The following is a 19,813-nucleotide window of genomic DNA, read 5'->3' as shown; positions in this document are numbered from 1 at the left end:
GCCAGGCCCTGGCTTTCAGCATCACTTGGCATTCTTCGCACCGCGAAACAGCAACATGCCGCCTCATGAGGGTATAGCCAATGAAACCGGAGCTTGCCTGGGCTGGACAGCTGCCAGCGACGTTGTGGCTGAAGCCAGGATCATTGCGCAAAAGCCCAGCAGGCAGAGGATCCCGAGACCGTAGCACAGGGTTCGCCAGGGTTGCACGCCAGCGAGATAGGCCAGCGTGTGCAGGACCCGGGCGACGGTGAACAGAATGCTCAGGCCGATGCAGGCCGTCGCCGGCGTGTCGAGGACCAGCGCCAGACCGCCGAGGACGAAGAACGCCGGGAGGTTTTCCAGATCGTTGGCCCAGACCCTGGCGGCCCGTCGCACCTGCGGGTGCTCGCGACGCCGGGCGGGGCGGGCGAACACGGCGGCATCCTCCGGGTTGGTGAAGGCCAGCCAGCGCAAGCGGAAATAGCCCTGGTAGCAGGACACCGCGAACATCTTGCAGAACAGCACGACCACGCACAGCGCATACACGGACAAGGCACTGCTCATTGCCGTACCCCCCTCAGCGCCAGGTACAGCAGCGGACCCAGCGACACGAACACCGCGGTCAGCAGCAGCCAGGGCAGCAGCGCCAGGAGCGAGCCGCCACGGGCATGGTGGTCGCGCGCCATCCACACGCAGGCCAGCCCCGCCATCAGGTACAGGTCGATGACCACCTGGGCGGTGTCGGGTCGCGACAGCAGCTCCAGGCCGAAGGCGGCAAGGGACTGCTCGGCGAGCAGCAGCGTCCAGCCGGTATAGAGCGCAAACGGCACCAGCAGTGCCCATGCGATGTAACGAAGCAACATCGTGTCTCTCCCTGGTAGTGTTCGCCGCCACGCTAGTGCTAGGGTGGCCCACCACTCAATGACCTCACAGGTCATGGACGCGGCACGCAAGGACGGCCAGAGTCGACACATGCCCCATTACCCTTTCCACCGTAGCCATTCCCCAGCCCCCGATTCGGCGGGCCAGCGCCTGCGCCAGCTGCGGCGCCAGGCGGGGCTCAGCCAGTTGCAACTGGCGCTGATCGCCGGCGTCTCGCAGCGTCATCTCAGTTGCGTGGAAACCGGCCGCGCCAAGGCTGGCCCGGGCACCCTGCATGCCTTGCTGGCGGCGCTCGGCACCCCGCTGGAACAGTGCAACGAGGTCTTCCTCGCCGCCGGCTATGCACCGCGCTACCAGGCCTCGACACTGGACGCGCCGGCGCTCTCGATGGTGCACGCCGCCATCGGCCACATCCTGCAGGCGAACAACCCGGCGCCGGCGATCGTCATCGACCGCAACTGGGACGTCACCGCGGCCAATGCCAGTGCCGCCGTGCTGTTCGCCCTGGCGGGCGTGAGCGCGGACCCGGCGGCGGGGCTGAACCTGCTGCACACCCTGCTGCATCCCGAAGGCCTGGGCAGTCGCCTGGCCAATGCCGGGGAGATCCGCGCCGTCGCCTGGCAGCGCGCCGCACGGGAGGCCGCCGACAATCCGCGACTGGCCGAGCGCCTGCGCGAACTGCCGGTCCCGGAAGACCCGGGCCTGGCCGCGCAGACCGCGCCGGTGCTGCTGACCCGGGTGAACACCGCCGAGGGCGAGCTGCGCTTCCTGTCCACCTTCACCACCTTCGGCATGCCGCAGGACATCACCGTGGAGTCGCTGCGCATCGAGCACCTGATTCCCGCCGATGACCTGACCTGGCAGCGGATGAGTGCGGCGTTGCAGCAGTGGACGAAGGTTGGCAACAGGCCTGCGCAGACGGCTTGACGCCAATCCGGTGCATGAGATGATCCGCCGTTCAGTCACGCATGGATGCAATGACCCGATGAACACCGCAACCCCCTCTCCCGCCGAAGCCTTGGCCATCGCCGAGACCCTCCTGAGCACCCGCTATCCCGGTGCGGCCTTCGCCTGTGTCGCGGGTTCGATAATGCGCGGCCAGGGCACCTATCTCTCCGACATCGACCTCGTCGTGGTCTACCAGCACCTGGAGGCGGCACGCCGAGAATCCTTCGTGACTCAAGGCGTGCCCGTCGAAGCCTTTGTCCACGATCAGCAGACCCTGGCCTGGTTCATCGACCAGGACGCGGAGCGTAGCCGTCCGAGCCTGCTCAACATGGTTGCCGAAGGCGCTGTCATCGGTCCCGCGCCGGAGCTTGCCCAGGCGCTGAAGCAACGTGTCGCAGAGCGCCTGGCACAAGGCCCGGAGCCCCTGACGCCCGCTGCACTGAACACGCTGCGCTACGAAATCACCGATGCCGTCGATGACCTGCGCGGGACTCGACCCGCCAGTGAAACCCTGGCTATCGCTGCCATGCTGCATGCCAGGCTGGTGGAGCTTGCCTTGCGCGGCAGAGGTCGCTGGTACGGCACGGGCAAATGGGCGCCACGCCTGCTGGGTGAAGTGGATGCCGCTCTGGCCGATCGCTTCGACCAGGCCTTTCGCACGCTGTTCAGCGAGGGCCAGGCCGAGCCCCTGATCGCCCTGGCCGAGGACGAACTGGCTGCGCACGGTGGTTTTCTGTTCGATGGCGATTGCCGCACGGCGCCTGCGGCATGGCGCAGTCCAGCGCGATCATGAGCAGAACTAAACCTGTATGCAAAAAAAACGAGTTTGTCAGCTGAGCGTTTGACCCCGACAATTCCCTGCGCTTTTGCAAGGAATGGCCATGAGTATCGATCGACCCCGATTTACGTTCTTGCAAGCACTTGGAAAGTGCGGCAACGAAGACCCAAGAGCCCATGAATTCAGTCGTGCGCAGTCTTCTGCAACCGCGCACGAATTCCATCATGAATTTGGCTAAAGAATTCCGCCGAACCATTCATTATCAATCGATCAATCGATCGACCTAAAATACTTCCCCATTACAGACATTAAAAATACTGCCGAGCAAGAAAGTCCTGAACAACACCAGGCGCTTGAAGGCAGGGAACGAATTCGGATTCATTTCAAGATTCAGGGTAGCCGATCACCATGAGCAAAGACTTTGCATTTGCCGTCAAAAGCATTTGTTTCGATGAAGACTATCAGCCGTCGAACAACACCCGCACCACCACCAACTTTGCCAACCTGGCACGAGGCAGCAGCCGCCAGGAGAACCTGCGCAATACCCTGCGGATGATCGACAACCGTTTCAATGCCCTGGCGCACTGGGACAACCCCAAGGGCGATCGTTACGCCGTCGAGCTGGAAATCATCTCGGTCGAGATGACCTTCGCTGCTGCACGCAGTGACACGCCCCTGCCGCTGATCGAAATCCTCAAAACGACTATTGTCGATCGCAAGACCGGCGAGCGCATCGAGGGCATTGCCGGCAATAACTTCTCCTCCTATGTGCGCGACTATGACTTCAGCGTCGTATTGCTCGAGCACAACAAGGATCAGCCTGGATTCAGCACGCCCGACAACTTCGGAGCGCTGCACGGCAAACTGTTCAAGTCCTTCGTCGGCTCGACTACCTACAAGGAAAACTTCAAAAAGGCACCGGTCATCTGCCTGAGCGTGTCGAGCAGCAAGCTCTATCACCGGACTGAAAACCAGCACCCGGTGCTGGGTATCGAATACCTGCAGGATGAATATTCATTGACCGATGAATACTTCAATAAGATGGGCCTGAAAGTGCGTTATTTCATGCCGCCCAACAGCGTTGCGCCGTTGGCCTTCTACTTTACCGGCGACCTGCTGGGCGACTACACCAATCTCGAACTGATCAGCACCATCAGCACCATGGACACCTTCCAGAAGATCTACCGTCCCGAGATCTACAACGCCAACTCCGCGGCGGGAAAATCCTATCAGCCAAGTCTGCAGCATCAGGACTACTCACTGACCCGGATCGTCTATGACCGGGAAGAGCGCAGCCGGCTGGCCATCGAGCAGGGCAGGTTCGCCGAGGAACACTTCATCAAGCCCCACCAGGCCCTGCTCGAGCAGTGGTCCGCCAGTTTCGCGCTCTGATCAGGCAAGCACACAAGGTAATCCGTCATGAAAAAACTGCTCCCTACTTCAACTGCCGGCAGCTTGCCCAAACCTTCCTGGCTTGCCCAACCCGAGGCACTCTGGTCGCCGTGGAAACTCCAGGGTGATGAATTGATCGAGGGCAAACAGGACGCCTTGCGCCTGTCGCTGCACGAACAACAGCACGCCGGTATCGACATCGTCAGCGACGGCGAACAGACCCGCCAGCACTTCGTCACCACCTTTATCGAGCACCTCAGCGGCGTCGATTTCGAGAAGCGCGAGACCGTGCGGATTCGTGACCGCTACGATGCCAGCGTGCCGACGGTAGTCGGTGCTGTCTCGCGCCCCAAGCCGGTCTTCGTCGACGATGCCAGATTCTTGCGTGAGCAAACTACGCAACCGATAAAGTGGGCCCTGCCAGGCCCGATGACGATGATCGATACGCTGTATGACGGCCACTACAAGAGCCGCGAAAAGCTGGCCTGGGAATTTGCCAGGATTCTCAATCAGGAAGCCCGGGAACTGGAGGCGGCCGGCGTCGATATCATCCAGTTCGATGAACCCGCGTTCAATGTGTTCTTCGACGAGGTGAACGACTGGGGCGTTGCCACCCTGGAACGGGCAATCGAAGGTCTCAAGTGCGAGACGGCCGTGCATATCTGCTATGGCTATGGCATCAAGGCCAATACCGACTGGAAACAGACCCTGGGCTCGGAGTGGCGTCAGTATGAAAAGGCGTTCCCCAGGCTGCGGGAATCCAGTATCGATATCGTCTCGCTCGAATGTCACAACTCCCGGGTCCCGATGGACCTGATCGAACTCATTCGCGGCAAGAAAGTGATGGTCGGCGCCATCGATGTGGCAAACCACACCATCGAAACGCCGGAAGAAGTCGCCGACACCCTGCGCAAAGCCCTGCAGTTCGTCGATGCCGACAAGCTCTATCCGTGCACCAACTGCGGCATGGCGCCGCTGCCTCGTGGCGTGGCGCGAGGCAAGCTGAAGGCGTTGAGTGCCGGCGCGGAAATCGTTCGCAGAGAGCTGTCGAACTAGGTTCTGTACTTGCCAATAATTGTAGGAGCTGGCTTGCCTGCGATCGGCGGCTCAGCCGTCGTAAATTCAGCATCCACAGGGTGCCAGGCCCACTGAGGATTCAGGGTTTACGACGGCTGCGCCGCCGATCGCAGGCAAGCCAGCTCCTACAGGTTCAGCACCTGCCGAACCTTCATTCAGGATCTCCCCATGGCACTTCCCAACCCGGCCATCGAGCCACTGCGCTTTCGCGAGGCGCTCGGGCACTACGCCTCCGGTATCACGGTCATCACCTCGCACATCGACGACGAACCGATTGGCTTCACCTGCCAGTCGTTCTACAGCGTGTCGATGAGTCCGCCGCTGGTGTCCTTCAGCGTGATGTCCAGTTCGGCCAGCTATCCGAGGATTCGCCAGGCCGGTCGCTTCGCCGTCAACATCCTCTCCGGCGAGCAGATCGGGATTTCCAACCAGTTCGCCCGGCGCGGCACGGACAAGTGGCACGGCGTCGACTGGCAGGATTCACCACTGGGCAATCCGCTGATTGCCGGCAGCCTGCACTGGCTCGATTGCGAAATCCACGCCGAACACGCCGCTGGGGATCACCTGATCGTCATCGGCGAAGTGAAAGCGCTCAACCTGCAGGACGCCGCCGCCGCGCAGCCCTTGCTGTATTTCAGGGGACAGTATTGCAACCTCGCCGCGCCCGGCGCGGTGTGAGCCTGCTGCCGCCCTTCCTTCGCATTCGACTGTAGTTCCGTTCATGATCGATCTGAGACACCTGCGCACCATCGAGGCCCTGCGGGAAACCGACAGCCTGCACGAAGCCGCCGAACGCCTGCACCTGACCCAATCGGCGCTGTCGCACCATTTCCGCGAGATGGAAGAGCGCATCGGCATGCCGGTGTTCGTGCGCAAGTCCAAGCCCGTGCGCTTCACCAATGCCGGCCTCAAGCTGCTGCAACTGGCAGAGCAGGTGCTGCCGCTCATTCGCACGGCGGAGCGCGAGTTGGGCAGGCTGGCGGGCGGCACGGCCGGGCGGCTGCACATCGCGATCGAGTGCCACAGCTGCTACCAGTGGCTGATGCCCTCGGTGGACGAATTTCGCAGCGCCTGGCCCGAGGTCGAACTGGACCTGGCATCGGGGTTTTCCTTCGCGCCATTGCCGGCGCTGGAACGCGGCGATCTCGACCTGGTGGTGACGTCCGACCCCGTGTCCCTGCCAGGGATCACCTATGTGCCGCTGTTCGGTTACGAAGCGATGCTGGCCATCGACAAGCATCATCCCCTGCGCGACAAGGCCTGGCTGGAGCCTGGCGACCTTGCCAGCGAGACCCTGATCACCTACCCGATCGAGCGCAACCGCCTGGATATCTTCACCCGTTTCCTCGACCCGGCCGACATCGAGCCCGCCCAGGTGCGCACCTCGGAACTGACGGTGATGATGATGCAACTGGTGGCCAGCGGCCGCGGCGTGTGCTGCCTGCCGAACTGGGCCGTGCACGAGTACACCTCGCGTGGCTACGTCATCGCCAAGCGCCTGGGCGAGAACGGCCTGCAGGCCAGCCTGTTCGCGGCGGTGCGCAGCGATATGCTCGATGTGCCCTACGTGAGTGATTTCCTGCTTACGGCAAAGGACATTTCCTTCGCCACGCTGGAAGGCGTCAATGCGGTGGCGGGGATCGCGGTCTGATCGATGGGCCCCGCCGCCTGGCTCACGTTCACCTTATCCAAACAACGCCCGCTGCCAATGGTCCTCGCTGATGATGGAGATTTCAGCCCCCGCTTCACGCAACTCGACTGCCTTTTTGATCTTGGTTCCATAGGTACTGTGCAACCACTGCTCGTTACCGACAGTCCCGATCACCAGATAGTGGATCTTCTTGCTCACGCCTGGTCCGATCTGCCCGCCGCGCTCCGTGACCAATGCTTCGCACGCTTTGCGCGGACCGTACGCCATGACGCCAGTAAAAACGAACAACCGACCGTCCCACTCCAGTTCGGGTGCGGGGACACAAAGCGGAAGATTGGCAGGTGCCGTGAAAGCATTGCCCGTTGCGCCTGGCCTGGCCGCACTCAAACCGGCAAAACTGCGAAGGATGGCGAGCAACTCTACCGACTCGTCAGCATCCAGCACGCCATCGGCGAGCATGTCGGACAGGCGACGGTAAAGCAGATTGATTACCGGGTCATCCAGATGGGCAACATTGGTGGAAATCCAGTTTTCCAGAAACTCAGCCTCTTGCTGAGTGATATGCCCATCCGCAACAACGCCAGCTGACAAGCCAATCAGCAAATCGGCCGAACGCCTGTCGATACGCGCTTCATGGTAGAAGCGGCTGTTCTCGAATTCCTTGTGCAGGTCTGTCATTTGATTTCCTTTCCGTAACGCCGCACCAACCCACAGGCGGCTCCATGATTGAAGTGATTGCACGACACAAAATTGATCTGCTCTGCAGCGGGAATCGCCAGGGCGATCGCGGGTCATCCTGACCCCGCCGAGGCCCTGGTCCACCCCGTCAGCCCCCGTTCAAGACCAGCTTCAGTTCCTTCCGGCCCTGGTCACGCCACACCACCACCGAGGCGTTGTAGCCCTTGCGCGTTTTCGAGGCGACTGCGGCGAAGTCATCCGGCGAGGCGATTTCCTGCCCGGACACTTCGAGAATCACGTCCAGCGCCTTGAGGCCCGCGCGTTCGGCCTGTCCGCCCTTGCTCGTCTCCACCACCCAGGCGCCCTTGGCGTCGACCAGGCCCACGGCCTTGGCGTAGTCGGGGCTGAGGCTCGCCAGTTGCATGTCCAGCAGTTGCGGGCTCGCCGCCGGTTGCGCGCGGCTGGCCGTGCCGTGCGCGGGTACCGTGGAGGGCTTGCGTGGGCCGACCTGCACCGGTACGTCGATGAAGCCGTTGCCTCGCCAGACCTTGAGCATCGCGGTCGAGCCCGTGTCCAGCTTGCCGATGGCGACGAGGAACTCTTCAGCGTCGGTCACCGCCGTGGCATCCACCGAAACCACCACGTCGGCGAACTTCAACCCCGCCCGCTCGGCGTTGCCACCCGGCAGCACGCTCTGCACGGAAGCCCCCTGGGCCGGCATGTTCAGGCGTGACGCCTTCACCGGGTCCATGCCGCTGACGGAGGCGCCGATGCGTCCCGCGCCATTGCCATTCCAGGCGGGACAGTCGCGGCTGTCGAAGACCTTGCGCACGGCCACTCGCTTGTACGCGCCCCAGGCCTGGGCTTCCGGGGTGGTGAAGTCCTCCATCGCCCGGCTGTAGACCAACGCCTGGTTGAGGTAGTCGCAGGAGCGGTTCTGATAGCGCGCGGGCGTTTCCTGGGCGATCCACCCCGCCAGCGAGGTTTGTGGCAACCCTGTCGAGGAGACACTGCCCCACTCCGGGGAAGGGTTCGCCAGCACCGCGGCGAAGCTCGCCGGGTCACGTTCCACCGGCGCCGCGGCGGGAGACGCGGGATCGGCCGTGGCCATCGCCTGCGGCACGGCACAGCCCTTTTCGCCGATCACCTGCTGCGCCGCTTCCAGCGCCGGCCGGCCACCCCAGCTGTTGGGATCGCGGGCCACGGAAGCCATGCGCTCCGGCCAGAAGGCGGTGATCTGTGCGCAGGTCTCGCCGCGGTACTGGTTGATGAAGACGTTCTTCATGTCCGCGTCGTGCTGGGCCTTGTACTCGGCCTCGGTCGGACCCGCCGCGGCGGCGGCATACATGATCGGATCGGTGATGATGGAAATCGGGTCCAGCACGCAGCCGCCGAGCAACGCGAAGGTGGAACCCAGCGCCATGGCGCGCGAAACGGCAGCGACGTCATTCATGGAGTTGAACGGTTTCAAGTTGGCGACCCTCCCCAGGGCAAAGTGACATCATCCCTTACCGCTGCTTGTCCAGCATAGAGGGCATGCGCGGAATTTCCCTGTGCACGCGGCACTACGTCGGAAAGGGCTGCACCAGGCATTTTTCGGGCGCCAGAAAACAGATATGGCGTAGTGCCTTTACCTGATTTAGCGTACCCGCCCATTGGCGCCCCGCGGTATCGCGGGGCAATCGCGCGGGATCGAAGGGAGTGTCGTGGCGATGAGTGAGTCACTGGGAATTGCGTTGCGCCTGAGCGCACTGCTGGTAGCCGGCAGCCTGGTCAGCGGTTGCGTGGCACAGGCGGCCCACGCGGTGTTCTCGCCCATGCTGACCGCCGCCAGCGAGAGCCTGCAGACGCCTGAAAGCGTGGGCATCACTCCCGCGACCTGGCGCGGCAAGAGCTGCCAGGACCTCACCGTGATCCATGCCTACATGGCGGATGTCGTGCGCAAGACTGCGGCCTCGGGCGATGCCCACATGGCCAAGGTGCACGGCTGGCAACTCGACGCGATCCAGCAGGTACGCAACGAACAGGGCTGCCTGAACGGCAACGCCACGCTCGCCGCCCCCGCCACACCTGCCACCGCCCCGGCCCCCAGCGCAACAGCGCAGGCCCGCCGCAGCGACGCCGCCAGCAGCCTGGGCCTGACCCTGCAGCCTCCGGGTCCGGAGCTGGTCAAGGCTCTCGGCCTGGAAAGCGGCGACGGCGCCTGGATCGTCAGCGTCGCCCCGGAGAGCGTAGCGGCCAACGCTGGCCTCAAGCCGATGGACGTCATCCTGGAAGTGTCCGGTCAGCACGTCAGCCAGCCCGACGATGTGCTGGCCATTACCGGGAAGATGCGCGCCGGTTACCAGGCCAGCCTGACGGTCTGGCGCAACCGCGCCAGCCAGGAGGTGCCGCTGAGCATTCCGGCCGGACTCGGCACGGCGATCGCGTCCGCGCCCACACCGGCCGCCCCGGCGCAGCCCGAGGCAACCCCAGACCTGGCGGACGCCCGTTACTGCACCGCGGTCATGGCCACCCAGCACACCTATGGTTCCACTGTCAGTCCGGTGAAACAGGTGCCGGGTGCGGCGACCGACATCGAGTCGGCGCTCAAGCGCTACATCGCCAGGGTCCAGCAGGCGCAACCGGGTGCCTGGGCCGATTTCACCCTCAACACCGCGGTGTGCAGACCCGGTGCGGTGGTGTGCAGCGCAGAAGGCAAAGGGCCGAGCGGCAAGACCCAGAATGCCTTCGTCTTCTGTCACACGACCCAGGCCCAGGCGGACACGCAACTGCTCGAGATGCACAAAGGCGATCCCCAGGCAGTGGTCGTCGACTGGCCGTAAGCACAAGCGGGTGGCGTAACCCCCGGGGGTGGTCTAGTGTGCCGTTCAAGAGCCCGTTTCACGGGCTGTTGAGCCCATGCCCGGGGAAACCGTCATGAAGGCCACCCTGATCACTGCGTTGCTGCTGGGCATCCTCGGCGCCCACCTCGCCTTCGCCACCCTCGACGCCTCCCGGGCGCCTGATGGCATCCTCCCCGGCGACCTGCTGGACAAGCAGAACTGCCGCTACTTCGAACAGCAATGCCGAAGAAAGGGCGGACAGGATTGTGCGAACCGGTGTGGCACCATCGCCGCCGACAAGCGCTTCGCCTGGCCCGACCTGGCCAACCCACAGGTGCTGGCTGGCAAATGAAACGGGGCCGCAGAAGCGGCCCCGTCGACGACAGCGAAGCGCATCCGCGATCAGAAGGTACCCTTGAGCGTCACCATGAAGTTGCGTGGCTCACCATAGAAGTTGCCCCACGAAACCGCGCCCACGCTCTGGTAGTACTTCTTGTCGAGCAGGTTGTTGCCATTGAGCGCGACCGACCAGTGCTCGTCGATGCGGTAGCCGATGCGCCCGCTCCAGATGGCGTAGCCGGACTGCACCGACTCCACCGCCGGCCGTACGTTGGCGTCACGCACCGAGACATCGCTCTGCGCGGTGACGCCCGCGCCGACACTGAAGCGCTCCAGCGCACCGGCCAGCTGATAGTCGGACCAGAGGCGGAACAGGTGGCGCGGGAAGTAGCTGACCGTGAACGTCGGCTCCTGCGGATTGGCGTTGGCGCTGTCCAGGTATTTGGTCTGGGTATAGGTGTAGCCCGCCAGCACCTGCAGGCGGTCGATCACCTCGCCGCTGATTTCCGCCTCGAAGCCCTGCGCCCGCACCTTGCCCGCGTCGGTGTAGCAGTAGCCGTCCGACGAGCCCGGGCAGGAGGTGTTGTAGTTGGCCTCGGCGCGATGTTCCTCGATGGTGCGGAACAGGTTGAAGGCGGTATTGACCCGACCGTCCAGCAGCTCACCCTTGATCCCGACCTCGTAGCTGGCGCCGGTCTTCGGCTGCAGCGGGCTGCCGGACTCGTCGGTGTAGGTGCTCTGCGGCTGGAAGATATCGGCGTAGCTGGTATAGACCGACCACTGCTCGTCGAGGTCGTAGATCAGCGCCGCGAACGGCGTGACCTGGCCGTTCTCCTGGCTGCGGTCGTGCTGCCAGTAGTCCCAGGCCTGGGTGTAGGAGTCGCGGCTGTTGCGGTACCAGCTGACCCGGGTGCCGAGCACCGCGGTCAGCGGCTCGGCCAGTTTCAGGCGCAAGGTGGCATAGGTGCCGAACTGGCGGGTGTCCGACTCGGTGGGGTGCGGACCGCCACGGTAGGAGTTCGGCGGGTAGTAGCTGTCCGGCGGCTGCGGCAGGTGGGCGTCGGGGTTGAACGGATCCTGGGACACCCCGAGCAGGCCGCTCATGTTGATCAGCGCCCAGTGGTCGCGGGTCTGCGCCCGGCTGGCATTGGCGCCGACGACCAGTTCGTGCCGCAGGCCGAAGGCATCGAACTTGCCATTCAGGTAGGCATCGAAGCCGTAGTCGCTCTGGTCATAGTCGAACACCCCGGAATACACCCCGGACGGCGCCGTGGTCGCCCCCGGCGTCACGCCGCCGCGGGTCTCCGACAGGGCGTACTTCATGTCCTGGTCGTTGTGGCTCCAGACGCCGGCGAACTTGAACGCCCAGTCCTCGTTCAACTGGTGCGACAGATCGGCGAACAGGGTGGTGCGCTCGCTTTCCCAACTGTTCCAGGATGCGCCGAGGCAGGTGGAGCGGCTGAGCTTGAGGTCGTTGCCGTTGCTGTAGCGCGGCAGGCCGTGCCAGCACGGGGTGGCGTCGAGCCGTTCGTAGGCGACGCCCAGGCCCAGGGTGGTGTCCGCCGTGATGTCGTAGTCGAGGGCGCCATAGAGGATCTGGTCGTCGCGCTGGCCGAGGTCGTAGAAGTACTGGCGGTCCTGCAGCGCGACCACCGCGCGGCCACGCAGGGTGCCCGACTCGTTGAGCGGGCCGCGGTAGTTGTCCCAGGAGCCGGCCGACAGCGTCACGCTGGTGGTCGGCGTCGCCTGGCCACGCTTGCGCACGAAGTTGACCCCGCCAGCCGAACTGCCGGTGCCCTTCATCATCCCCGCCGTGCCCTTGAGCACCTCGACCCGGTCATAGAAGGCCATGTCGCCGGAGAAACTGTTGGCCTGCACGTACTCGCCGCCGACATCCAGCGGCACGCCGTCGTACTGGTACTGCCCCTGCATCATGAAACCGCGCGAGTAGAAATACTTGCCGCCCATGGGCGACTCGTACACGGCGATGCCCGGGGTTTTCTCCATGGCCTGGTCGATGGTGGTGACGTTCTGGTCGTCCATGTACTTGCGCGTGAGCACGGTCACTGACTGCGGGGTTTCGCGCAGCGTATGGGTGCCTTTGCCCAGGGTCAGGGCACGGGCGGCATAGGCCTGGGTGCCTTCGCTGGTGGCGTCCAGGCGCTGGCCGGAAACGCTGGTGGCATCCAGCTCCAGGGCGCCCTGCTCACTCGGCAGCGGGCGCAGCGCATAGCTGCCGTTGCTCTGCGGCACCGCGCGCAGGCCACTGCCCTGGAGCAGCACGGCAAAGCCCTGGGCGACGCTGTAGCGTCCTTGCAGACCGGCGGACTGGCGGCCCTGGATCAGCGCCGCGTCGAACGACAGGGCATTGCCCGAGGCCGAGGCGAAGGCACTGAGCACCGCGGTCAGGCTGCCGGCGGGAATCTGGTAGTTCTGCTCGGCGCTGGCTTCGACGGCGCTGGCCAGGCTCGGCAGCGCGAGGCCGGCCAGGGCGCAGCAGCTCAGGCGAATGGCGATGGCCAGCGGCTGGAGCCGGCGGGCGTGCGGGTACTTCATGGTGTTCCTCCCCAGGAGCTAAGTGTGCGAACGGCACATGTCTGAGGATTGGCCGAGCGGGATGGGCAAACAGTGCAAGTCGCCAATGATTTTTTTTCGCAATCGCCTACGCCTGGGCCGGCAGCACGCTGACCCAGTAGTCGGTGCGACGCACGATGCGCAGGCCGAAACCGCTTTCCAGCGCCGCCAGGGCGCGATCGGTGTCGTCCAGGGGGAAGGCGCCGGAGATCTGCAACCCGGCGATGGACGGGTCGCAGCGCAGCCAGCCGCGTCGGTAGCGCGACAACTCGTCGAGCAGATCGCCCAGCGGACGCTGGATGGCGATCAGGCTGCCGTTGCGCCAGGACGCCACCGAGGCATCGCTGCGCCAGGGATCGCCCAGCCGGACACGGTCGAAACGCACCTGCTGGCCCGCCTCCAGGCGCAGCACCTGCGTACTGTCGGCGGGACGTACCTCCACGGCCTTTTCCAGCACCGCCACCTCGCAGAACTGCGCTTCGGTCTGCACGCTGAAGCGCGTGCCGAGGGCGCGTACCTGACCCTGGGGCGTTTCGACGAGGAACGGACGCCCCAGGGTGTCGGCGGCGGTCTGCACCAGCACCCGGCCGCTGATCAGGCGCAGCAGGCGCAGGTCGGGGTCGAAGCGCACGTCCAGCGCCGAGCGGCTGTCGAGCAGCAACTGGCTGCCATCGGCCAGCAACAGCGGGCGCCGTTCGCCGACGCCGGTGTGATGACTGGCCAGCAGTTCCCTGCCCCACTCGCTGTGCCAGCCGCTGCCACCGACCACGCCGACCCCGGCCAGCACCAGCAACTGCCGCAACACCCGGCGCCGGGACTCCCGGGAACCGTGCAAGGCCGACGCCGCGATGTTGCCCGGCACGCCCTCGACCATGTGCCGTACCGCCTCCACCTGCTCCCAGGCCCGGCGGTGCAACGGATCGGCGTTGTGCCAGTGCTGCCAGCGCTGGCGCTCGGCGTCGCAATCCAGCCCGGAAGACAGCCGCGCATACCACTGCGCCGCGCTGCGCAGGGCCTCGCGCTCCGCGGGTGCCAGCGGCGGCGGCGTCACAGCAGGCCCATCCGCATCAGGCAGCAATGTTCCATGGCCTTGGCCATGTGGTTGTTCACCGTGCGCAGGGAAATCCCCAGGCGCGCGGCGATCTTCGGATAACTCAGGCCCTCGAACTGCGACAGGATGAAGGTCTGGCGCACCGTGTCACCGAGGCTGTCGAGCATGCGGTCGATCTCCATCAGGGTCTCGAGGACGATGGCCTGGGTTTCCTGCGACGGGTAGACCTCCTCGGGCAGCCCGGCCAGGGCCTCCAGGTAGCTCTGCTCCAGGGCGCGGCGGCGGAACAGGTCGATCACCAGGCCCTTGGCCACGGTGCTCAGGTACTGCCGCGGCTGACGGATGTCCAGGGCCTGGCGCGCCCGGATCACCCGCACGAAGGTGTCCTGGACCAGGTCGGCGGCATCGCTGCCGCAGTCCAGGCGCTTGCGCAACCAGCCACGCAGCCAGCTGCTGTGGGTCGCGTAGAGGTCGTGGGTGGCGGCACGCAGGGCGAGGTCGTCGGCGGACATGGGAACAGGTCACTAATGAGAATTAGTTGCAATTTGACCTTTTTGGCGGGGATTTGGCAATGGGACGTTACAACGGCCAGGAGGAAGCCGCTTCAAGTGCACCGCTGGAGTCCCTTCGGAAATGACAAGGGCTGGCCAGATGGCCAGCCCTCGACCTGTGTTCCTGTCTCGGTCAAGCCGCTTTCTGCTTCACCGTGAAGTCCACCTCCAGGCCTGCGCTGGCCAGCAGATTCACCAGAGCATCCAGAGAAAATTTGTCGATCTTGCCGTTCAACAGCTCACTCAGCCGCGGCTGCGTCACATGCAGCCGCCGGGCTGCATCTTTTTGCGGGAGCTCCCAGGACTTCACCGTCCTGGTCAAAACCCGCATGAGTTTGGAGCGCAACCGAAGGTTTTCGGCTTCTTCTGGCGACTCAACCAACGCATCCCACACCGAGGTAGAGCGTTCGTTTGCCATTCAGGGTTCCTCTCTTCTGCATCGGTTCAAATTCATTTGGCGTTCGGATCGGGCTGATCACAGAGGTCGTCAGCCCAGCGATTTGAAACGGGCTTTCGCCACGTCAATATCACACTTTGCCGTCTTTTCAGTGGTCTTTCGAAACGCATGCAGGACATAAAGTGCCTCCGGTCGATTGACGACATAAAACACGCGAAAAGCCCCATCCCTGCATTTGATGCGGATTTCCCGTACCCCGGCACCCACACTTTCCATGGGTTTCCAGTCGAAGGGATCCTCACCGTCCTGAATCAATTCCAGCTGGTATCCTGCACGCTGTCGCGCCACGGGAGGAAACGCCCGTAAATCCTCCTTGCTGCTGCCTACCCATTCAATCGGCTTCTGCTCGCCTTGTATTCCCCATGCCCCCTGGTCCTGACTGACACGAATCGTGAAGCCCATGCCTCCATTGCGCTTTCAAGTGTGATGCGACCGCTCGCCGTTGGCCTCATGACCGAGTGGGCATGGGGTTGCAAAAGCAGCCTCACGAAAATATATCGATTTCGATATAAACTCAAGAAACCATCGCCACCCGCAGAGACGGAGATGTTTCAAGAAGAGCCGTTGATTACAGTCTGGAAGAAATCTCCCAGCAGAGACTCATTCCAATCCAGAGAACCCCATGATGTTTGACAATTATCTTCAGCACTGGCACCTCACCCCCGACGGCCACCCCATCACCACCCGCGGCGCCGACCTCCTCCCTGTGCGCCAGCATGGCCGGCCGGCCATGCTCAAGCTGGCCCACGAAGCCGAGGAACAGGCCGGCGCCCAGTTGATGATCTGGTGGAACGGCGACGGCGCGGCACCCGTGCTGGCCCACGACGAGCGCGCATTGCTGCTGCAGCGCGCCACCGGGCCGGCGTCCCTGACGAAGATGGTCAGGGACGCTGATGACGACCAGGCCACCCGCATTCTGTGCAGCGTGGTAGCCCGTCTGCACACCCCGCGACCAGGACCGCCGCCCCCTCTGGTACCACTGACCCGCTGGTTCGACGCCCTGCTCGACGGCACCCATGACCCCCTGCTGCAAACCTGCGCCGCCACCGCCCGCGAACTGCTCGCCACACCCCGTGACGTCACGGTGCTGCACGGCGACATCCACCACGGCAATGTCCTCGACTTCGGCCCGTCCGGCTGGCTCGCCATCGACCCCAAGGGCCTGTACGGCGAACGCGGTTTCGACTACGCCAATCTCTTCTGCAACCCCGACGGCCGCAGCGCCCTGCGCCACTTCGCGCAACGCCTCGACACGGTCAGCAACGCCAGCGGCATCGAGCGCCGCCGCCTGCTGCAGTGGATCCTCGCCTGGGCCGGGCTCTCGGCCTGCTGGATGGACGAGGACGGCGGCGACCCCACACACCTGCGCGACGTGGCGAAGCTGGCCGCCGCGGCATTGAATCAGGGCGTCCAGTCCACCCGGTGTTCCTCCAGGTAGACATCCACCGCCGCCCCCACCGTCGGCTGGAACACGTCACGACCGATGCGCGCCAGCACTTCCAGGCGCTGCAGCTTGTCCTTCACCGGGTCCTTCACCTCGGCGAAGCGCAGTTCGATACCGTCCGCACGCAGCAACTGCTCCAGTTCGATGAGCATGTCCGCCGAGGTCACGTCCACGCTGGTCACCGGCTCCGCGGCGATGACGATGCGCCGCACCGGCCCCGGCGCCTCGCGCACCGCCTGCAGCACGCAGTTCTGAAACAGCTCGGCATTGGCGAAGAACAGCGGCGCGTCCCAGCGGAACAACACCAGGCCGGGCACCAGGCGCGCCTGGGGATAGCGGCCGATATCGTGATAGCCACGGATGCCGTCGACCCGCCCCAGCACCGCGTAGTGCGGACGCCAGCCGTCCCAGAGGAACTCGATCACCGCGATCACCACCGCCAGGCCGATCCCCGGCACCGCGCCCAGCACCACCACGCCGACGAAGCAGGTGATCGACAGCCAGAACTCCCATTGCTGGATGCGGTAGATGCGCCGCAGGTCCTTGAACTCGAACAGCCCCACGGCCGCCGCGATCACCACCGCGGCGAGGGCGCTGCTCGGCAGATGCCTGAGCAGGTCAGGGGCGAACAGCAGCAACAGGGCAACGCCGATGGCCCCGAACACCCCGGCCAGCTGGGTATGGGCACCGGCGGCCTCGGCCACCGGCGTGCGCGACGAACTGCTGCTGACCGGAATGCCCTGGAACAGCCCGGTGGCCAGGTTGGCCATGCCCAGGCCGATCATTTCCTGGTTGGCATCCACGCGGGTGCGGGTCCTCGCGGCGTAGGTCCGCGACAGCACGCTGGTGTCGGCGAACGACACCAGGGCCACGGCGAAACCGCCGATCAGCACGGCCTGCAGGTCGGCGGCATCGATCAGCGGCAGGACGAAGTCCGGCAGGCCCTGGGGCAGCGAACCCACCACCCGCACGCCGTGCTCGGCCTCCAGGTCGAACCACCACACGGCCAGGGTCGCGACGACCACCGCGATGAGAATCCCCGGCACCCGCTCGAAGCGCTTGAGCAGCAGGATGATCACCAGGCTGCCGGCGCCGATGGCGAAGGCATGGGGGTTGGCCTGGCCGTCGAGCAGCGCGGCGAACAGATGCCAGGTGTCCTGCAGCGGACCGTCGCTTTCCAGGGAAATGCCGAACAGCCTGGGCGTCTGGCTGATCAGCACGGTCAGGGCGATGCCGTTCATGTAGCCGTAGCGGATCGGCTTGGACAGCAGCTCGGTGATGAAGCCCAGGCGCAGTATCCCCGCGCCCAGGCAGACCAGCCCCGAGACCAGGGCCATGGCGCTGGCCAGGAGGATGGCGCGCTGCGCATCGCCGCCGGACAGCGGCAGGACCACGGCGAGGATGATCGCCACCAGCGCCGAGTCGGGCCCGAGCACCAGGATGCGGCTGGGGCCGAACAGCGCATAGGCCAGCAACGGCACGATGGTCGCGTACAGGCCGTAGATGCCCGGCACCCCCGAGGCTTCGGCGTAGGCGATGCCGACCGGGACCAGCATGGCGGTGAGGACCAGGCCGGCGAGCAGGTCCCGCGACAGCCAGGCCGGCGAGTAGCCGCGCAGCAGCTGCAGGCCCGGCAGCCAGCGACGCCAGTCGCGGCGGGACAAGGGGGCGGACGGGTTCGACGACGGCGGTTGCATTGCACTTCCTTGGCGGCACGAAGACGGAGCGGGAAATCTAGCAAGGATCGCTATCCCCCGCACCGCGCTCGGTCAATGTCGGAAGTGGCCGGCCGAGCGGGTACGCCAGCTGATTCGCTGCTGACGCCTGCCGCCCCTACAACGGCGGGCGCTGCTTGTTCACCCACTCCTGCACCGAAGGCCGCTGCCACTGGCGCGCGGCATAGGCCCGCAGGCGCTCCGGCAGCGGATCGCCATTGAGCGCCAGGCGATTGAGCATCACCGCCAGCTCGACATCGGCGATCGACCACTGCCCGGCCAGGTAGTCGCTGCCTTCCGGCAACAGCGCCTCGGCGGCGCCGATCAGCTTGCGCGCGGCGGCCTGGCCCGCGGCGGACAGCGGGCCCAGCTTGACCCCGTAGAACACCACCACGGTGCTGCGCTCCTCGCGGATCGGCACCAGGTCGCTGCGCAGCCAGGCCTGCACCTGGCGCACCCGCGCGCGCTCCTGCGGATCGCTCGGGTACACCGGGTTGCCGGGATGCAGATCCTCCAGGTATTCGGTGATGGCCGAGGATTCGGAGAGCGCGAAGCCGTTGTGCAGCAGGGTCGGCACCCGCTGGGTCAGGGACAGGCGGGCGTAGTCGTCGGCCTGGTTGGCGCCGTCGTCGAGGTCGACCAGGACGGTGTCGAAGTCGAGGCCCTTCTCCCGAAGGGTGACGTACACCGACATGGCATAGGGGCTGGCATGACGGGCATCGACATACAGGTGGAACTGCGGTTGGCTCATGACGCGATCTCCTTGTGCGATGTGCCCACGCTATGAGGTTTGCGCCGGGAAATACAATTCAAGGTTTTCATGGGGGTATTCCGGGGCGGAATAGCGGAATCACACACCCACGCCAGTCGCTCAGATTTGCTCAGATTCGAATCGAGTCCCCATCCTGGTATCCGTGCAAAAGTTCGAGTCTCATATAACTTTTTCCGTGTTCAATCTTCGTACACAGGTGGATATCCGTGGCAACTTTCAAACTGAAACCTACCAGCCCTGCACCTGGCACAGCCTACAAGTTCTACATCAGGAACCGCTCCAAGGTCATTGGCCTCTACTATGACATCGGCTTGATTACGGAGGGCTCGGAAGTGGACTGGAAGTCAGGGACGCCAAGGGGAATAGTGCGTATCGGCGGTTCGATGATCTGCAGTTTCGATCTCAAGCGTTCGAAGCAGCAGATTGCAAACCCGCAGACGGCCATGCCGCAGATGCTGGAAGAACCGACCCTGTCGCTGTTCAATGTGCACAACACGCCGCTGTCCTTGCGATTCTGGAGGAGTGGCATGGAGCAGCACATCAACTTGCTGAAGGACGGCCCCGTGGGAATCTTGAGGGATGAGCCGACACTCAATGAAGCGATATTCCACAGATTCCAGTTCACGCTGAGTTGCGATGAACATGACAACGATACCCAGAACATCTACTGCCAGTTGTACGACTACTGATTCAAGCTGAA

Annotated in this window: 21 protein-coding genes; 10 read left to right on the top strand and 11 right to left on the bottom strand. The window is 64.5% G+C overall.

Annotated elements, in window-relative coordinates; all coding sequences use genetic code 11:
* Positions 1–63: 63 nt before the first annotated feature.
* The gene (locus RTI28_RS14630) at positions 64–543 is read right to left on the bottom strand and encodes an MAPEG family protein (protein ID WP_316921089.1); all 480 of its coding nucleotides are present in this window, start codon (positions 541–543) and stop codon (positions 64–66) included.
* Positions 540–842, bottom strand: coding sequence for a DUF2834 domain-containing protein (locus RTI28_RS14625; RefSeq protein WP_316921088.1), 303 nt, complete (start codon positions 840–842; stop codon positions 540–542). The genes RTI28_RS14630 and RTI28_RS14625 overlap by 4 nt, the downstream gene beginning before the upstream one ends.
* 109 nt (positions 843–951) lie before the next feature.
* On the opposite strand from RTI28_RS14625, the gene RTI28_RS14620 reads away from it, so the two are divergent.
* The 6 genes from RTI28_RS14620 to RTI28_RS14595 all read left to right on the top strand — a co-directional run bounded on the left by RTI28_RS14620 (position 952) and on the right by RTI28_RS14595 (position 6,707).
* Entirely contained in the window at positions 952–1,788 is an 837-nt protein-coding gene (locus RTI28_RS14620; protein ID WP_316921087.1) for a helix-turn-helix transcriptional regulator, read from the top strand.
* Positions 1,789–1,846: 58 nt separating this feature from the next.
* Positions 1,847–2,602, top strand: coding sequence for a hypothetical protein (locus RTI28_RS14615; RefSeq protein WP_316921086.1), 756 nt, complete (start codon positions 1,847–1,849; stop codon positions 2,600–2,602).
* 393 nt (positions 2,603–2,995) lie between these two features.
* Positions 2,996–3,979: a DUF1852 domain-containing protein gene (locus RTI28_RS14610; RefSeq protein ID WP_316921085.1), complete on the top strand. Its 984-nt coding sequence runs from the start codon at positions 2,996–2,998 to the stop codon at positions 3,977–3,979.
* A gap of 27 nt (positions 3,980–4,006) precedes the next feature.
* Positions 4,007–5,035, top strand: a complete 1,029-nt coding sequence (locus RTI28_RS14605; protein ID WP_316921084.1) for a methionine synthase — start codon at positions 4,007–4,009, stop codon at positions 5,033–5,035.
* Between the two features lie 189 nt (positions 5,036–5,224).
* On the top strand, positions 5,225–5,734 hold the full coding sequence (locus RTI28_RS14600; RefSeq protein WP_316921083.1) for a flavin reductase family protein: 510 nt from the start codon (positions 5,225–5,227) through the stop codon (positions 5,732–5,734).
* A 43-nt stretch (positions 5,735–5,777) separates the two neighbouring features.
* On the top strand, positions 5,778–6,707 hold the full coding sequence (locus RTI28_RS14595; protein WP_316921082.1) for a LysR family transcriptional regulator: 930 nt from the start codon (positions 5,778–5,780) through the stop codon (positions 6,705–6,707).
* 33 nt (positions 6,708–6,740) lie between these two features.
* Here the strand turns inward: RTI28_RS14595 and RTI28_RS14590 are convergent, their stop codons facing one another.
* Both RTI28_RS14590 and RTI28_RS14585 read right to left on the bottom strand, forming a co-directional pair.
* The gene (locus tag RTI28_RS14590; RefSeq protein WP_316921081.1) at positions 6,741–7,385 is read right to left on the bottom strand and encodes a BRCT domain-containing protein; all 645 of its coding nucleotides are present in this window, start codon (positions 7,383–7,385) and stop codon (positions 6,741–6,743) included.
* 148 nt (positions 7,386–7,533) lie between these two features.
* Complete coding sequence (locus tag RTI28_RS14585) at positions 7,534–8,838, bottom strand: PDZ domain-containing protein (RefSeq protein ID WP_316921080.1); 1,305 nt, start codon at positions 8,836–8,838, stop codon at positions 7,534–7,536.
* A gap of 259 nt (positions 8,839–9,097) precedes the next feature.
* Here RTI28_RS14585 and RTI28_RS14580 point away from each other — a divergent pair, with 259 nt between their 5' ends.
* A complete protein-coding gene (locus RTI28_RS14580) occupies positions 9,098–10,210 on the top strand; it encodes a PDZ domain-containing protein (RefSeq protein ID WP_316921079.1) in 1,113 nt (370 codons plus the stop codon).
* A 94-nt stretch (positions 10,211–10,304) separates the two neighbouring features.
* The gene (locus tag RTI28_RS14575) at positions 10,305–10,562 is read left to right on the top strand and encodes a hypothetical protein (protein ID WP_316921078.1); all 258 of its coding nucleotides are present in this window, start codon (positions 10,305–10,307) and stop codon (positions 10,560–10,562) included.
* Positions 10,563–10,612: 50 nt separating this feature from the next.
* On the opposite strand, the gene RTI28_RS14570 is transcribed toward RTI28_RS14575, so the two are convergent.
* The 5 genes from RTI28_RS14570 to RTI28_RS14550 form a co-directional block, all read right to left on the bottom strand.
* Positions 10,613–13,105, bottom strand: a complete 2,493-nt coding sequence (locus RTI28_RS14570) for a TonB-dependent siderophore receptor (protein ID WP_316921077.1) — start codon at positions 13,103–13,105, stop codon at positions 10,613–10,615.
* Positions 13,106–13,211: 106 nt separating this feature from the next.
* A complete protein-coding gene (locus tag RTI28_RS14565) occupies positions 13,212–14,174 on the bottom strand; it encodes a FecR domain-containing protein (RefSeq protein WP_316921076.1) in 963 nt (320 codons plus the stop codon).
* Entirely contained in the window at positions 14,171–14,686 is a 516-nt protein-coding gene (locus tag RTI28_RS14560) for a sigma-70 family RNA polymerase sigma factor (protein WP_316921075.1), read from the bottom strand. Before RTI28_RS14560 ends, RTI28_RS14565 begins: the two co-directional genes overlap by 4 nt.
* 172 nt (positions 14,687–14,858) lie before the next feature.
* Positions 14,859–15,143 (bottom strand): helix-turn-helix domain-containing protein, encoded by a 285-nt coding sequence (locus RTI28_RS14555; protein ID WP_316921074.1) that lies wholly within the window; start codon positions 15,141–15,143, stop codon positions 14,859–14,861.
* A gap of 69 nt (positions 15,144–15,212) precedes the next feature.
* Positions 15,213–15,584 (bottom strand): type II toxin-antitoxin system RelE/ParE family toxin, encoded by a 372-nt coding sequence (locus RTI28_RS14550; RefSeq protein ID WP_316921073.1) that lies wholly within the window; start codon positions 15,582–15,584, stop codon positions 15,213–15,215.
* 223 nt (positions 15,585–15,807) lie between these two features.
* Here RTI28_RS14550 and RTI28_RS14545 point away from each other — a divergent pair, with 223 nt between their 5' ends.
* A complete protein-coding gene (locus RTI28_RS14545; RefSeq protein ID WP_410478992.1) occupies positions 15,808–16,620 on the top strand; it encodes an aminoglycoside phosphotransferase family protein in 813 nt (270 codons plus the stop codon).
* Here the strand turns inward: RTI28_RS14545 and RTI28_RS14540 are convergent.
* Together RTI28_RS14540 and yfcF are read right to left on the bottom strand one after the other, a co-directional pair.
* Positions 16,584–18,323: a sulfate permease gene (locus RTI28_RS14540; RefSeq protein WP_316921071.1), complete on the bottom strand. Its 1,740-nt coding sequence runs from the start codon at positions 18,321–18,323 to the stop codon at positions 16,584–16,586. The two genes, RTI28_RS14545 and RTI28_RS14540, sit on opposite strands and share 37 nt — an antisense overlap.
* Positions 18,324–18,459: 136 nt before the next feature.
* A complete protein-coding gene (gene yfcF, locus RTI28_RS14535; protein ID WP_316921070.1) occupies positions 18,460–19,092 on the bottom strand; it encodes a glutathione transferase in 633 nt (210 codons plus the stop codon).
* 227 nt (positions 19,093–19,319) lie between these two features.
* Here yfcF and RTI28_RS14530 point away from each other — a divergent pair, with 227 nt between their 5' ends.
* Positions 19,320–19,802, top strand: a complete 483-nt coding sequence (locus RTI28_RS14530) for a hypothetical protein (RefSeq protein WP_316921069.1) — start codon at positions 19,320–19,322, stop codon at positions 19,800–19,802.
* The last annotated feature ends 11 nt before the right edge of the window (positions 19,803–19,813 follow it).

The sequence above is a fragment of the Pseudomonas sp. zfem002 genome (assembly GCF_032621685.1).
GTDB lineage: Bacteria > Pseudomonadota > Gammaproteobacteria > Pseudomonadales > Pseudomonadaceae > Aquipseudomonas > Aquipseudomonas japonica.
The sequence above is the reverse complement of the archived record's forward strand: the minus strand, read 5'-3'. Positions and strand labels throughout refer to the sequence as shown.